Here is a 14,239-nt window from a genome sequence, read left to right on the forward strand (position 1 = left end):
ACCTTCGTGACGGCCGTCCGCGACCGAGACGCCGTCACCCTCGCAGTGCGGTTTTACAACGGTGGCCGTCATCTCTCCGGCTATGGCGCGAATCAACGTGCTCGCGGACGACCTCGCGTTCGACGAACCGCTGCTCGTAGAGGGGCTTCCCGGCGTCGGGTTGGTCGGCAAAATCGCCGCCGACCACCTCGTTGAGGAGTTCGAAATGACCCACTACGCGAACGTCCACTGCGACAGCATCCCCAAGGTCGCAGTTTACCGCGACGACGACCGGGGCATCCACCCGCCGGTTCGAATCTACGGCGACGCCGACCGGGACCTGCTGGTGCTCCAGAGCGACGTACCCATCTCGCCGCGCGCCGCCACAGAGTTCGCCGACTGCCTCGGCGACTGGTTCGACGAGGAACAACTCATGCCCATCTACATCAGCGGTCTCCCGAGAGACAAGGACGAGGAGCCGCCGGAGCTCTACGGAATCGGCACCGGTGCGGCGGCGGCGAGACTCGACGACGCCGGCATCGACGCCCCCTCGGAGATGGGTCTCGTCTCCGGGCCGACCGGCGCGCTGCTGAACCACGCCGTCGAGAACGACATGGCCGCCGTGGGTCTCGTCGTCGAGTCGGACCCGCAGTTCCCCGACCCGGAGGCGGCCCGTGTCGTCGTCACCGAGGGGCTCAACGCGCTCACCGACTTGGACGTTCCGACCGACGACCTAGTCAACCACGCCGAGGAGATTCGCGAGGCAAAGCAGCGTCTCGCCCAGCGGCTTCGGAACGCCGAAGACGAGAGTTCGCAGGCCCAGCCGCTGCGGATGTATCAATAACCACGACCTTTTGAACTACGGGCGCGCGAAGCGCGCCCTCGGCAAAAGCTCGACCAAAAGCACAGCGTCACCCCATCGGGCGCTACGCGCCTTTGAGGGTTCCTCGGCCCACTCGTTCGTTTCACTCGCTCGCGGTACGACCGGTGCTGCTACCACTCCGCACCGCAGACCGCATCCACCCCTGCCTCCGCCACCGCCGTTTGTTTCTGCAATCCTTAAGCCGAACCAGCGGCACAGTCCGACTATGACCGACGACGCACCCGACGAGTCAGCGGTAGAGCAAGATACCGAGGAGCACACCGAGAAATCGGTTGCGGACGCGTCGACGGCGGACGCCGAAGTGACTGAAAGCGGCGAGTACGCCGGCGAATCCGCCGAGGAGGAACCGACGCGCGACGCGCTCTCCGCACGCGTCGCCGAGTACGACGAGGAACTCGCCGCCGAAGTCGGCGAATTACAGAGCCGCACCGACGAACTCGAGGCCGAACTCGCCGAGAAAGACGACCGCGTCGATGAACTGGAGGCGGGTCTCCGCCGCACGCAGGCGGACTTCCAGAACTACAAGAAGCGCGCGAACAAGCGACAGGACGACATCCGCGAGCGCGCGACGGAGGATCTCGTCTCGCGCCTCGTCGGCGTCCGCGACAACCTCCTGCGCGCGCTCGACCAGGACGAGGGAACCGACATCCGACCCGGCGTCGAGTCGACGCTCAAGGAGTTCGACCGCGTCCTCGACGACGAGAACGTCGAACCCATCGAACCCGACCCGGGCGAGTCGGTTGACCCGCAGCGCCACGAGGTGATGATGCGCGTCGACAGCGACCACCCCGAGGGGACCGTCGCAGACGTCTACCAGCCGGGCTACGAGATGGCCGATAAGGTGATTCGTGCGGCGCAGGTCACCGTAAGCAAGGGCGACGAGTAGTCGACGACCGGGGTCACCGAGACAGTCTCCTCCGAAAGCGCGTCGATAAAAAGCCGCCGACCTCGTTCGGCGCGCCGAGACGAAATCGCACGAGGGGAGCGGGGTATTTTCGTCGCGGCCGCCGTTTAGTCTAGTAACCTTTAACCGGCGCAAACCGGTAGGTGTGGGCAAATGGCGAGTAACAAGATTCTCGGTATCGACCTCGGTACCACGAACAGCGCGTTCGCGGTGATGGAAGGTGGCGACCCCGAAATCATCGTCAACGCCGAGGGCGACCGCACGACACCCTCCGTCGTGGCGTTCACCGACGACGAGCGACTCGTCGGTAAACCGGCGAAGAACCAGGCTATCCAGAACCCGGAACGGACGTTCCGTTCCATCAAGCGCCACATGGGCGACGAGGAGTTCACCGTCGACGTCGACGGCGAGGAGTACACGCCCGAGCAGATCTCGGCGATGATCCTCCAGAAGATCAAGCGCGACGCCGAGGAGTACCTCGGCGACGACGTGGAGAAGGCCGTCATCACGGTGCCAGCCTACTTCAACGACCGACAGCGACAGGCGACGAAGGACGCCGGCGAAATCGCTGGCTTCGACGTCGAGCGCATCATCAACGAACCGACGGCGGCGTCGATGGCGTACGGTCTCGACGACGACTCCGATCAGACGGTGCTCGTCTACGACCTCGGCGGTGGTACCTTCGACGTCTCTATCCTCGACCTCGGCGGCGGCGTTTACGAGGTCGTCGCCACGAACGGTGACAACGACCTCGGCGGCGACGACTGGGACGAAGCCATCATCGACTACCTCGCTCAGGAGTTCAAAAACGACCACGGCATCGACCTCCGCGAGGACCGACAGGCGCTCCAGCGCCTGAAGGACGCCGCGGAGGAGGCCAAAATCGAACTCTCCTCGCGAAAGGAGACCGACATCAACCTCCCCTTCGTCACGGCGACGGACTCCGGCCCGGTCCACCTCGAACAGTCGCTCACCCGCGCGAAGTTCGAGAGTCTCACCTCCGACCTCATCGACCGCACCGTCGAACCGACCGAGCAGGCGCTCTCGGACGCCGGCTACTCGAAGTCCGACATCGACGAGGTCATCCTCGTCGGCGGCAGCACGCGGATGCCGCAGGTCCAGGAGAAAGTCGAAGAGCTCGTCGGTCAAGAGCCGAAGAAGAACGTCAACCCCGACGAGGCCGTCGCGCTGGGCGCGGCGATTCAGGGCGGCGTTCTCGGCGGCGAAGTCGACGACATCGTACTTCTCGACGTGACGCCGCTCAGCCTCGGTATCGAGGTCAAAGGCGGCCTGTTCGAGCGCCTCATCGAGAAGAACACGACAATTCCGACGGAGGAGTCGAAAATCTTCACCACGGCGGCGGACAACCAGACCTCGGTGCAGGTGCGCGTCTTCCAGGGCGAGCGCGAGATGGCGCAGAACAACGAACTGCTCGGCGAGTTCCAACTGACAGGCATCCCGCCGGCGCCCGCCGGAACGCCGCAGATCGAGGTGACGTTCAACATCGACGAGAACGGCATCGTCAACGTCGAAGCCGAGGACAAAGGCTCCGGCAACAAGGAGGACATCACTATCGAAGGCGGCGCGGGTCTCTCCGACGAGGAGGTCGAAAGGATGCAGCAGGAGGCCGAACAGCACGCCGAGGAGGACAAGGAGCGCCGCGAGCGTATTGAGGCCCGCAACGAGGCCGAGGGTGCGGTCCAGCGCGCCGAGAAACTGCTCGACGAAAACGAAGAGAACATCGACGACGACCTCTATGCCGACATCGAGGCGGCCATCCAGGACGTCGAGGCGACGCTCGAAGACGAGGACGCCTCCACCGATGAACTCGAGGACGCGACCGAGAACCTCGCGCAAGAGCTTCAGGAGATCGGAAAGCAGATGTACCAGCAGCAGGCGCAGGCCGGTCCCGGCGGCGCGGGCGGCGCCGCGAGCGGTCCGGGCGGCGCAGGACCCGGCGGCATGGGCGGCGACGAGTCGGGCGACGGCGACGAGTACGTCGACGCCGACTTCGAGGACGTGCAAGACGACGAGGACGAGCAGTAACTCGACCTTCGCGCGCCGAACGACACTCGTCTCGTTCCGTGCCGAGCCATTCCGTTCAAGTAGTTCCCCGAATAACGAGAGATAACTGATGAGCGAGGACTTCTACGACGTACTCGGGGTGTCGCGCGACGCCGACGAGAACGAGATAAAACAGGCGTACCGGAAGAAAGCCGCCGAGTACCACCCGGACGTGAGCGACGACCCAGACGCCGACGAGAAGTTCAAGAAGGTCAAGAAAGCCAAGGAGGTGCTCACCGACGACGAGAAGCGCCGGATGTACGACCAGGTGGGCCACGACCGGTTCGAGGAGGCCCAGAAGCGCGGCGGCGTCGGCGGCGGCGGTGGCGGCTTCGGCGGCGGCAACCCCTTCGGCGGCGCGGGCGGCGGAGGCGGCTTCGAGGACATCTTCAACCAGTTCTTCGGCGGCGGCGCCGGCGGCAACGGGCGCAGACAACAGAACCGCCCGCGGCAGGGTCGCAACCTCCGGACGAACCTGACGCTCGACCTCGAAGACGTGTACGAGGGCGTCTCGAAGCAGGTGACTATCACGCGGCCCGAGCGTTGTTCGGACTGCGACGGCGAAGGACACCCCGCCGACGCTGACGCCCGGACCTGCCCCGAGTGCAACGGGCAAGGACAGGTCACGCAGGTGTCGCAGACGCCGTTCGGCCGCGTCCAGCAGACGACGACCTGTCGGCGCTGCGGCGGCGACGGCGAACTGTACGACGAGACCTGCGCCACCTGCAGCGGCGACGGCGTCGTCCGCGAGGAGGTGACGCTCACCGTCGACGTGCCCGCGGGCATTCAGAACGGGCAGACCCTCCGGATGGAGCGCGAGGGCGCACCCGGCGAGAACCGCGGGCCGAACGGCGATCTGCTCATCGACGTACAGGTTCGCCCGCACGACGACTTCGAGCGCGACGGCGACGACCTCCACTACCAGCACCCCATCTCGTTCCCGCAGGCGGTGTTCGGCGCGACCGTCGAGATTCCGACGCTCGGGAGCAGCGTCGAGATGGATATCCCCGAGGGAACCCAGAGCGGCGAGACGTTCCGCCTCAAAGGGAAGGGGATGCCACGACTCCGCCGCCGCGGCGAGGGCGACCTCTACGTGCAGGTGCAAGTCGTGACGCCCGAACAGATGAGCAAAGAACAGCGCGAGGCGCTGGAAGCGTTCGCCGAGGCCGGCGGCGAGGAAGTCGACGTGAAGGAAGGCTTCTTCGAGAAGATAAAAAATTCATTCTAGACCGACCTTTTATGCTGCGCTCGCTTTGCTCGCTCGGTGAAAACTCTCTTCGCGGCGAAGCCGCGAAGGCTTAGCAGACGCTTCGCGTCTGCTCTCGGACCAAAATCCCTCGTCGCTCGTTTCACTCGCTCGCGGTACAGCGAAGGTGACGGAGGCCAGCCCCCGCGACAAACTCTCTTCCAACTGGCGGCCGATTCGTCCGTGTGTCCTACTCGAAAGTCAACTACCGAGACGTCGAACCGAATGCCGACGGGATGTACTTCCTCCGCGACGCGCTCGACGCCGACGACCTCGGCGTGACGGTGCTCGACTGCGAATCGGGCTGGTCTGGGATGGAGCACGACCACGAGGAACAGGTCACGAGGAGATTTATCTGCTCGTCGACGGTGACCGTCGCCGCACCGTCGACGGTGACGACGTGACGCTCGAACCCGGCGACACCGTCCGTATCCCGCCGGACGCGACACGGCAGATTCGGGTCGGTGACGAGGCGAGTACGCTCGTGCTCGCAGGCGCACCCTAACGGAGCCGTCGGTCCCGTCTCGTTCGCATAGGTGAGTGTCACCATCCGATGGCGGTGCTAGACGCTACGTTACTCGGTACCGTTTAACAGTCTATGAGTACCTCCGACGCCGACCGAATTCCGGTCACCGTCGTTAGCGGCTATCTCGGTGCGGGGAAGACGACGCTCGTCAACCACGTCCTCCAGAACCGACGCGGCATGGAAGTCGCCGTCGTCGTTAACGACATGGGCGAGGTGAACGTCGACGCCGAACTGCTCGCCGATGCAGCGGACAGCAGTGACGGGAACGACAGCGAGGAGAGTATCCTCGACCTCTCGAATGGCTGCATCTGCTGCGAGCTGCAGGGTGATCTGCTCGAACAAACAGCGAAACTCGCGGAGACGCGGTCGTTCGACTACCTGCTCGTCGAGTCGTCGGGTATCAGCGAACCGCTGCCGGTCGCGCGGTCGTTCGTCGAAGGGTCGCCCGAGAGCGACGTCGACCCGACCGACTACTATCGGCTAGACACCACCGTCTCGGTCGTCGACGCCTACGGCTTCTGGAAGGAGTTCGATCCGACGACTCGTAAGGAGTCGGCCTCGGTGGACCGGCCGCTCGCCGACGTGTTCGTCGACCAGATCGAGTTCTGCGACGTGCTGCTGTTGAACAAGTGCGACATGGTGCCCGACGACGAACTCGACCGCATCGAGGCGGTGGTTCGGGAACTGCAACCCCGCGCGGACCTCACCCGGACGACGCACTCGGAGGTCGACCCCGAGCGAATCCTCGGCACCGGCCGGTTCGACGTGGACGAGGCTCGACGGAACGTCGGCTGGAAACGCCGCCTCGCCGAGCACGAAGCGGGCCACGGCCACGACGGGGAAGGCGGCCACAAGAGCGGCGAGAGCCACGACGGCCACGACCACGGCGATTTGACGGCCGCGGAGGCCCACGGCGTGTCGTCGTTCGTGTACGCCACGGAGGTGCCGTTTCACCCCCAACGCTTCGAGGCGTGGCTTCGAGACTGGGACGGCAGCATCGTCCGCGCGAAAGGCTTCTTCCTGCTCGCCGGACGCGAGGAGTCCGTGATGGGGTTGAGCCAGGCGGGACCGTCGGTACAGGCAGGTCCCATCGGCGAGTGGGACGACGCGGATACGCCGCGGACGCGACTCGTCTTCATCGGGAGCGAGATGGACGAGGAACGACTCCGGGCGGAACTCGACGACTGTCTTTTAGACGAACACGAACACGCCGAACCGGCGGCACGCGACGACCCGTTCCCACTCGCGGTGACTGTCGACGAGTGAACTCGCTCGATTCCGCTCAGGCGAACTCCTCGCGGAGTTCGTCCCACGACTCGTCGAACCCGTAGTTCGCGTTCGCGGCCTTCTGCTTCCCGACCGCGTCTTGGTAGACGGCGTCGTACTGCAGCAGTTCCGTCCAGCCCTCCATCGCGTAGTTACAGTACTGGCACATTGTCACGATAGGTACGTCCCGTTGAGGTTTATATCTACCACTAGTGACGCTTTCGCCCCGACGAAATAAGAAAATTGATAAGTAGGAGCTCGTGAGAGTCAGTCACCGACTGTGATAACTGGACGCTGCGACCACTGTAACTGGTCGATGCTCGCTACGTCGCACCCGGAGATGGTGCAGGCGTTTCAGACGCACCTCAGAGAGAACCACCACGACGTGTGGGTTCGCACGTAAAAAAGAAGGAAGTTCGACGGTCCGTCGCCTTACGGTTCCAGAAGCACCTTCGTGACGCCTTCCTCGCGGTTGTCGAACCGCTCGTACATCTCCGGCGCTTCGTCGATGCCGACGCGGTGAGAGACGACGAACGTCGGGTCGGCGCGACCTTCGATTATCATGTCACGTAGCTGTCGGTTGTACCGCTTGACGTTACACTGGCCGGTGCCGAGCGCGATGCCCTTCTCGAACAGTTTCCCGAAGTCGATGCCGAGGCGGCCCTGCGCGGCCATCTCGTCAGGCGCACCGGGGTCCGAGGGGACGTAGAGTCCGGGGATACCGAGTTTCCCCGTCGGACGGACGGTCTGAATGAGCTGATTGAGGACGACTGCCGGATTCTCCCGCGCCGGGTCGTAGGCGTCGTCGGTGACGTCGGTCTCTGGGTCGATGGCCTGATAGCCGACGGCGTCGACGCCCTTGTCGACTCCACCGCCGTGAGCGTCCTTGATCTGTTCGATGGGGTCCGAGTCCTCGAAGTTGATGGGCATCGCGTCGCAGTGCTGCTCTGCGAGTTCGAGGCGACTCGGAACTCGGTCGACGACGTAAATCTCGGACGCGCCCTGAATCTTTGCGCTGTAGGCCGCCATCAGGCCGACCGGACCCGCGCCGAAGATGGCGATGGACTCGCCGGGTTGGAGGTCGGCGAGTCGGGTTCCGTGCCACCCAGTCGGGAAGATGTCGGCGAGAAGCGCGAACGCATCCTCGTGTTCGTCGCCCTCGGGGAGCTTTAGCGCGTTGAAGTCGGCGTACGGGACGCGGAGTTTCTCGGCCTGTCCGCCCTTGTACGGTCCCATCGCGACGTAGCCGTACGCCCCGCCCGCGAAGCCGGGGTTGACGTTCGTACAGAACCCGGTGTATCCGTTCTCACAGTTCCGACAGAAGCCGCAGGCGACGTTGAACGGCAAGACGATGCGGTCTCCTTCTTCCAACGTGTCCACACCGTCGCCGACTTGCTCGACGACCCCCATGTTCTCGTGGCCAAAGACGATACCCGGATCCGCGGAGGTTCGACCCTCGTACATGTGGAGGTCCGAACCACAGATGGCCGACGTCGTAATGTCGATAACGACGTCGTTCGGGTGTTCGAGTTCCGGTTCGTCTACTTCCTCGACCGCGACTTCGTGTGGCCCTTTGTAAACCACTGCGTTCATTGACATTCGTTAGAACCTCACGTGGTAACCCATCAGACAACCGTTTATATCTACTTCACGACAAATTGAGTTACTCGACGGATGTTAGCATCGAACGCAGTTGCATTACCATCAACGGTGGCCATAGTGGTAAACTCGAACCGGTCGTCCGTCGTCTCTCCTCCTCTCGGTGTGTTTTTCTTCGGTCTCTCCGTACGATGACCGTGAACGCTCTCGGCGAGATCGTCGCGCGCGAACGGCGGACCGACCGTCCGGCGGTCCACCTCCCGGCCGCCGACCGAACGATGAGTTACCACGATTTCTGTACGACGGCGTGGAAAGCCGGGAACGTCTTTCGCCATCTCGGGGTCGCCGCCGGGCGGCGCGTCGAACTCCAACCGGTCGCGTCGCCGGAGTCGCTGCTCGCCTTTTTCGGTGCGGCGCTGCTCGGGTCGCCGGTTCGGTTCGAGGCTCGCGGCGAGGACGAGACGCGCGTCGTCGTCGCCACCGCAGAGCGCGAGGACGAACTCGACCCGAGAGCGGGGACGAAACTCGTCGTCTACGGCGGTTGCCCGAAACGACCGACGACGACCCACTGGGAGACGGAGGTCTGGAGCGAGAACCCGGCGATTCCGCCGTACGAGGTGGAGCCGTCTACGCCCGCGCTCGTTGCCGACGACGCGACGTACGCGCACGCGGAACTACTGACCCTCGCCGAGCGCGTCGTCAACGACTACGACCTGACCGACGCGTCGCGCGTCGTCGTCCGCGGGTCGCTCTCGCACCCCGGCGTCATCGTCGCGGGCGTCGTCGCCCCGCTTCTCGTCGGCGGGACGGTAGTTCTCCCCAGCGACGACGGAGCGACGTCCTCCGGCGACATCGCCGTCACTGCGGTTGATGCTGTCGACGTCGTTCCGGAACCCGTCGCCGTCGATCCGTCGGACGTAGTCGCATAGCGGTTACGTCGCTCCATGCTTTTGTCTTTCTCCGTCAATCGAGGAACTAAAAACTGTGGTATAACGACGCATATCTTGTTCATGGGAGTGACGACATCGACAGCGCGCGCGTGGCGACGGTATCGGGTCGTCCCTATCGTCTATCGAATCGCCGCCGCGTTCGTCCTCGGTTCGATTTTCGGACTCGTGGTCGGAGAACCGGCGACGCGGCTCCAACTGCTTGGCGATCTCTTCGTCCGACTGCTGAGCATGCTCATCATCCCCATCATCGTCTTCACGCTCCTGATGGGGGTGCGAAACCTCACGCCGAGCCAACTCGGCCGCGTCGGGGTCCAAGTCGTAGGGCTCTACGCGGTTACCTCGGCAGTCGCCGTCCTCATCGGGCTCACAGTGGGGAACCTGATCAACCCCGGAACCGGCCTGACGCTGACCGGCGGTGAGGCCGAAACCGCGGAGGCGCCGGACCTCGTAAGTGTCCTGCTCAACATCGTCCCGAAGAGTCCACTCGGCGAGATGGCCGCGGGTGACGTGCTGCCGACTATCTTCTTCGTCGTCGTGTTCGGCCTCACGCTCGCACTCCTGCAGGAGACGGCCGAAGAGGAGTCCGTTCGGCGAGGTGTCGAGACGTTCTTCGACCTCGCTGAAGCGGGCGCGGAGGCGATGTTCAAACTCGTCTGGGGCGTGATGGAGTACGGTGTTATCGGCGTGTTCGCGCTGATGGCGGCCGTCTTCGGCGAAGCAGGCGTCGACGCCATCGTCCTGTTCGCGATGCTCATCGCGACGGTGGCGCTGGCCTGCGCGATTCACATCGCCGTCGTCCACCTCGGTCTCTTCGTCGGACTGCTCGCCGGCCAGTCGCCGGTGGCCTTCCTCGTCGGGGTGAAAGACGTGCTCGTCACGGCGCTCAGTATCCGTTCGAGCAGCGGGACGCTCCCCGTGTCGATGACCGACGCGTAGGACAACCTCCGCATCGACGAGGGAATCTACGGCTTCTCGCTCCCGCTCGGCGCGACCATCAACATGGACGGGACGGCGATGTACCAGGGCGTCGTCGCCATCTTCGCGGCGAACCTCGCGGGCGTGACGCTCTCGATCAGCCAGCAACTCACGGTCGTCGTCATCGCCGTCCTCGCGAGCATCGGCGCCGCGGGCGTGCCCGGTACCGGCCTCATCATGCTGACGCTCGTCCTCACCCAACTCGGCCTCCCGCTGGAGATCGTCGGCTTCGTCGCGGGCGTCGACCCGTTTCTCGACCGTATGCGGACGATGACGAACGTCTTCGGCGACCTCTCGGTCGCGACGGTCGTCGGCAAGTGGAACGACGCCGTCGACTTCACCGCCGGCGTCTGGTCGGATACGACCGCTCGCTCGGCCGTTTTCGGCGACGACTGAGGGGACAGCCGGTCTCGTTTCTCTCCAGACGAGTGCGGACGACTGCGCGAACTGCCGGACACCCAAACGCTACGTTCGTCGGGCGGAATCTCCGAGTATGACCGACGTAGCCGACCGCAAACGCCGGGCCGTCGAGGCCATCGACGCCCGCGCCGACGACATCGTCGACTTCGCGAAAAACGTCGAAGCCGAACCGGAACTCGGGTTCAAAGAGACCGAGACGACTCGCAAGGTCGTCGCCGAACTCGAAGGGATGGGACTCGACGTCGAGGAGAACATCGCCGTCACCGGCGCGAAAGCCCGATTGGGAGCTAGCGACGCGAGCGAGTTCGTGGTCGTGGTTCTCGGCGAACTCGACGCGCTCGTCAACCCTGCACATCCGAAGGCGAACCCCCAAACGGGCGCGTGTCACGCCTGCGGCCACCACGCCCAACTCGCGAACTTGGTCGGTGCTGCCTACGGTCTCACCGCGGCGGGCGTCACCGAGGACCTCGACGGCGCTATCGACTTCATCGCCGTGCCCGCCGAGGAGTATCTCGACCTAGGCTACCGCCGAAAACTGGTCGAGAGCGGCGAAGTGGAGTTCCTCGGCGGCAAACAGGAACTCATCCGACGCGGGCACCTCGACGACGCGGACTGCGCGATGATGATTCACGCCGGGAGCGACACGCCCGAGCGCGTCGTCACGAGCGATTTCTCCTCGAACGGCTTCGTCGGCAAGTTCGTCACCTACGAGGGCAAGGAGTCGCACGCGGGGGCTGCCCCCGAGGAGGGCGTCAACGCGCTCAACGCGGCGATGCTCGGGATGAACGCCGTCCACGCTAACCGCGAGACGTTTGCCGACGACGACCACGTCCGCGTCCACCCCATTGTCACCAACGGCGGCGACGGTGTCAACGTCGTCCCGAGCGACGTGCAGATGGAGTCGTACGTCCGCGCGAGCACCGTCGAGGCCGTCGAGGACGCCAACGAGAAGACGAACCGCGCACTCGAATCGGGTGCGATGGCCGTCGGCGCGAACGTCGAAATCGAGGATTACCCGGGCTACATGCCGCTTCGCACCGACGAGACTATGGTCTCGACGTACGACGCGAACGTCTCGGAACTGCTGGGCGAGGAGACACTCACGCCGGGGAAACCGCACCTCACCGGGTCGACCGACATGGGCGACGTGACACAGATCATCCCCGGAATCCACCCCTACGTCGGCGGCTTCTCGGGGGCCGTCCACGCCCGCGACTTCGAAGTCGTGGACGAGGAGATGGCGTACGTGATTCCCGCGAAACTGACGGCGATGCTTGTCGTCGACCTTCTGGCCGCCCCCGAAAAGCAGGCCGCGATTCGTGCGGCGAAGGCGGAGAAGCGCTCGAAAGCGGAGTATCTGGAGACGGTTCGGGCAATGCGAGAGACGATCGTCGGCGAGTACAAAGGCTAAAGACTCACTCGGCGAGGTCGGCCGGGTCGAGCGGCCGGGCGTCGCTCCAGTATTGGTCGTGAACGTCTCGCGCCCACGACAGCACGGCGTCGTCGTCGGTGTCGACGGCCGCCTGCAGGAGCCCGTCGCCGTCGCGGAGAAAGAGATGCACCACGTCGTCGGCGACGGTGACGGCCACGGGAACGTCGTCGTCGACAATGCGGAGTTCCGCGCCGGACAAGTCGACCAACTCCCGGAGACGCTCGCAGAGCGCCGAGTCGTCGGCGATGGCGTCGATAGCGCTCGCCGAGAAGACGCCCTCGAACGACTGTTCGCCGTCGGCGACGCGCCGCTGAACCACGCTCATACTCTGCTCGTTGAAGGCGTGCGAGACGATTTTAACGTCGCTTCCGTCTCGGAGCAGGTCGAGGACGCGTTGCACCGGCGCGTTCGGTCGGGTCTGCGAGGGAACCGTGATGTTCGCGTTCCGAAGTCGTCGGAGGTCGAACGTCATCGTCTCGGTTGGCAGCCAGTTCGCCACGTCGCGCAGTCGCTGCTCGGTTTCGACGATCTCGTGGAGGTCCGAAAACCCCTCCGCGACCAATCGCCCCGTCGGCGTCGCCGCGTACTCGTGACCCGACTGCTCGACCCAGTTGCGGTCCTCGAAATCGTGGAGGATGCGGCCGAGCGTCGGCTGCGACGCGCCTGTGCGCTCTTCGAGCGCGCGCCGCGTGTGCGGTTCGTCGGCGAGCGCGTCGAGCACCTCGACGCGATTCGCCGAGAGGGCGAGAAATTCGATGTCTTCGAGCGCCGACTCCATGGGCGGTCTTTGCCGGCGTTACACAAGTGGTTTTCGCACCGTGAATATCTTTCAATACGTGAAAAAGCGATGAACGTCGGCGTTCTTTCTTGCCTTGAAATATTTACTGAATATATGTTTAAACCCTGCGCTCCTCTACACAGTTGATGAGGACTTCTTTCACTCTACAGGCCAATCGGTCCGCGGCCGTCGCACCGTCGACGCCAGAGGTGTCGCCGTAGTGGTCGAAAAGCGTGCACTCGCGTTCTTCGCGCTCGCGAGCGTCTTCTTCGGCGGCGTGTTCGTCGCTGCGAAGGCTGGGCAGGCGTACTTCCCGCCGCTGCTGTTCGTCGCGCTCCGCTTCGACGTGGCGGCGGCGGTGCTGCTCGGCTACGCGGCGGTCACGACGGCCCGCGAGGACCTGCTTCCCCGGACCCGCGGCGACGTTGCGGGTATCCTCGCCACCGGCGTGCTCGCCATCGGCCTCGCGAACGGTCTCTTGTTCGTCGGCCAGCAGTACGTCTCCAGCGCCGTCGGTTCCATCATCTTCAGCCTCTCGCCCATCTTCACGCCGCTTCTCGCGGCGTTTCTGCTCTCCGACGAGCGACTCTCCCGCCGCGGCACCGTCGGCGTGCTCGTCGGCCTCCTCGGCGTGGCGTTCGTCGTCGGCGTCAACCCCGAGAACCTACTCGGCGGCGGAGTCGTCGGCAAGGCCATCATCCTCGGCAGTGCGGCGAGCGCGGCGCTCGGCAGCGTGCTCATCCACCGCGCCGACGGCACCTTGTCGAGCACCGTCCGGACTGCGTGGGCGCTCCCGGTGAGCGCGCTCATGGTCCACGGGATGAGCCTCGGCGCGGGCGAGTCGCTCTCGGCGGTGTCGTGGACGCCCGCCGCCTTCGCCGCGCTCGTCTACGTCAGCGTGTTCGCTGGTGCGGTGGCCTACATCGCCTACTTCGGTCTGCTGGACCAGGTAGGCGCGATTCGGGCGAGCCTCGTCTTCTACGTTAGCCCCGTCGTCGCGACGCTCGGGGGGTGGGCGTTGCTCGGCGAATCGATTTCGCTCTCCACCGTCGCTGGCTTCGGCGTCATCTTCGCCGGATTCGCGATTCTCGGCTCCGAGGACAGCGAGGGTTGGTTGCCGGAGTTCGTGGCCCGGCTCCCGACGGGCGGGTCGTCGAAAGTCTTGACTGACGGCGGTCGCGACACCGAGTGTCGGACAGGTTGCGACGCGGACTGAA

General features: G+C 64.8%; 12 protein-coding genes and 2 pseudogenes. 11 read left to right on the forward strand and 3 right to left on the reverse strand.

The window, feature by feature from the left end; translation table 11 throughout:
* Positions 1-82 precede the first annotated feature (82 nt).
* From LAQ58_RS06330 to LAQ58_RS06355, 6 genes and pseudogenes are all read left to right on the forward strand, one after another.
* Positions 83-823, forward strand: a complete 741-nt coding sequence (locus LAQ58_RS06330) for a proteasome assembly chaperone family protein (RefSeq protein ID WP_224449757.1) — start codon at positions 83-85, stop codon at positions 821-823.
* A gap of 244 nt (positions 824-1,067) precedes the next feature.
* Entirely contained in the window at positions 1,068-1,748 is a 681-nt protein-coding gene (locus LAQ58_RS06335; protein WP_224449758.1) for a nucleotide exchange factor GrpE, read from the forward strand.
* A 171-nt stretch (positions 1,749-1,919) separates the two neighbouring features.
* A complete protein-coding gene (gene dnaK, locus LAQ58_RS06340) occupies positions 1,920-3,812 on the forward strand; it encodes a molecular chaperone DnaK (protein ID WP_224449759.1) in 1,893 nt (630 codons plus the stop codon).
* Between the two features lie 88 nt (positions 3,813-3,900).
* Positions 3,901-5,058, forward strand: a complete 1,158-nt coding sequence (gene dnaJ / locus LAQ58_RS06345) for a molecular chaperone DnaJ (RefSeq protein WP_224449760.1) — start codon at positions 3,901-3,903, stop codon at positions 5,056-5,058.
* Positions 5,059-5,261: 203 nt separating this feature from the next.
* Positions 5,262-5,581, forward strand: a pseudogene (locus tag LAQ58_RS06350) (cupin domain-containing protein).
* Positions 5,582-5,674: 93 nt separating this feature from the next.
* On the forward strand, positions 5,675-6,868 hold the full coding sequence (locus LAQ58_RS06355; RefSeq protein ID WP_224449761.1) for a CobW family GTP-binding protein: 1,194 nt from the start codon (positions 5,675-5,677) through the stop codon (positions 6,866-6,868).
* Positions 6,869-6,884: 16 nt separating this feature from the next.
* Here the strand turns inward: LAQ58_RS06355 and LAQ58_RS06360 are convergent, their stop codons facing one another.
* The gene (locus tag LAQ58_RS06360; protein ID WP_224449762.1) at positions 6,885-7,037 is read right to left on the reverse strand and encodes a hypothetical protein; all 153 of its coding nucleotides are present in this window, start codon (positions 7,035-7,037) and stop codon (positions 6,885-6,887) included.
* Positions 7,038-7,148: 111 nt separating this feature from the next.
* Here LAQ58_RS06360 and LAQ58_RS18895 point away from each other — a divergent pair, with 111 nt between their 5' ends.
* Complete coding sequence (locus LAQ58_RS18895; protein ID WP_255595024.1) at positions 7,149-7,271, forward strand: hypothetical protein; 123 nt, start codon at positions 7,149-7,151, stop codon at positions 7,269-7,271.
* Between the two features lie 29 nt (positions 7,272-7,300).
* Here the strand turns inward: LAQ58_RS18895 and LAQ58_RS06365 are convergent, their stop codons facing one another.
* Complete coding sequence (locus LAQ58_RS06365; RefSeq protein WP_224449763.1) at positions 7,301-8,461, reverse strand: glutathione-independent formaldehyde dehydrogenase; 1,161 nt, start codon at positions 8,459-8,461, stop codon at positions 7,301-7,303.
* Between the two features lie 197 nt (positions 8,462-8,658).
* Between LAQ58_RS06365 and LAQ58_RS06370 the strand changes: the two genes are divergently transcribed.
* From LAQ58_RS06370 to LAQ58_RS06380, 3 genes and pseudogenes are all read left to right on the forward strand, one after another.
* On the forward strand, positions 8,659-9,396 hold the full coding sequence (locus LAQ58_RS06370) for a class I adenylate-forming enzyme family protein (protein ID WP_224449764.1): 738 nt from the start codon (positions 8,659-8,661) through the stop codon (positions 9,394-9,396).
* 81 nt (positions 9,397-9,477) lie between these two features.
* Positions 9,478-10,788: pseudogene (locus LAQ58_RS06375) on the forward strand (dicarboxylate/amino acid:cation symporter).
* Between the two features lie 97 nt (positions 10,789-10,885).
* Complete coding sequence (locus tag LAQ58_RS06380) at positions 10,886-12,223, forward strand: amidohydrolase (RefSeq protein WP_224449765.1); 1,338 nt, start codon at positions 10,886-10,888, stop codon at positions 12,221-12,223.
* A 4-nt stretch (positions 12,224-12,227) separates the two neighbouring features.
* Here LAQ58_RS06380 and LAQ58_RS06385 read toward each other — a convergent pair whose 3' ends face one another.
* Entirely contained in the window at positions 12,228-13,022 is a 795-nt protein-coding gene (locus LAQ58_RS06385) for a helix-turn-helix transcriptional regulator (protein ID WP_224449766.1), read from the reverse strand.
* 220 nt (positions 13,023-13,242) lie between these two features.
* Between LAQ58_RS06385 and LAQ58_RS06390 the strand changes: the two genes are divergently transcribed.
* A complete protein-coding gene (locus LAQ58_RS06390; protein ID WP_224449767.1) occupies positions 13,243-14,238 on the forward strand; it encodes a DMT family transporter in 996 nt (331 codons plus the stop codon).
* Position 14,239 lies beyond the last annotated feature (1 nt).

The sequence above is a fragment of the Haloprofundus salilacus genome, from assembly GCF_020150815.1.
Taxonomy (GTDB): domain Archaea; phylum Halobacteriota; class Halobacteria; order Halobacteriales; family Haloferacaceae; genus Haloprofundus; species Haloprofundus salilacus.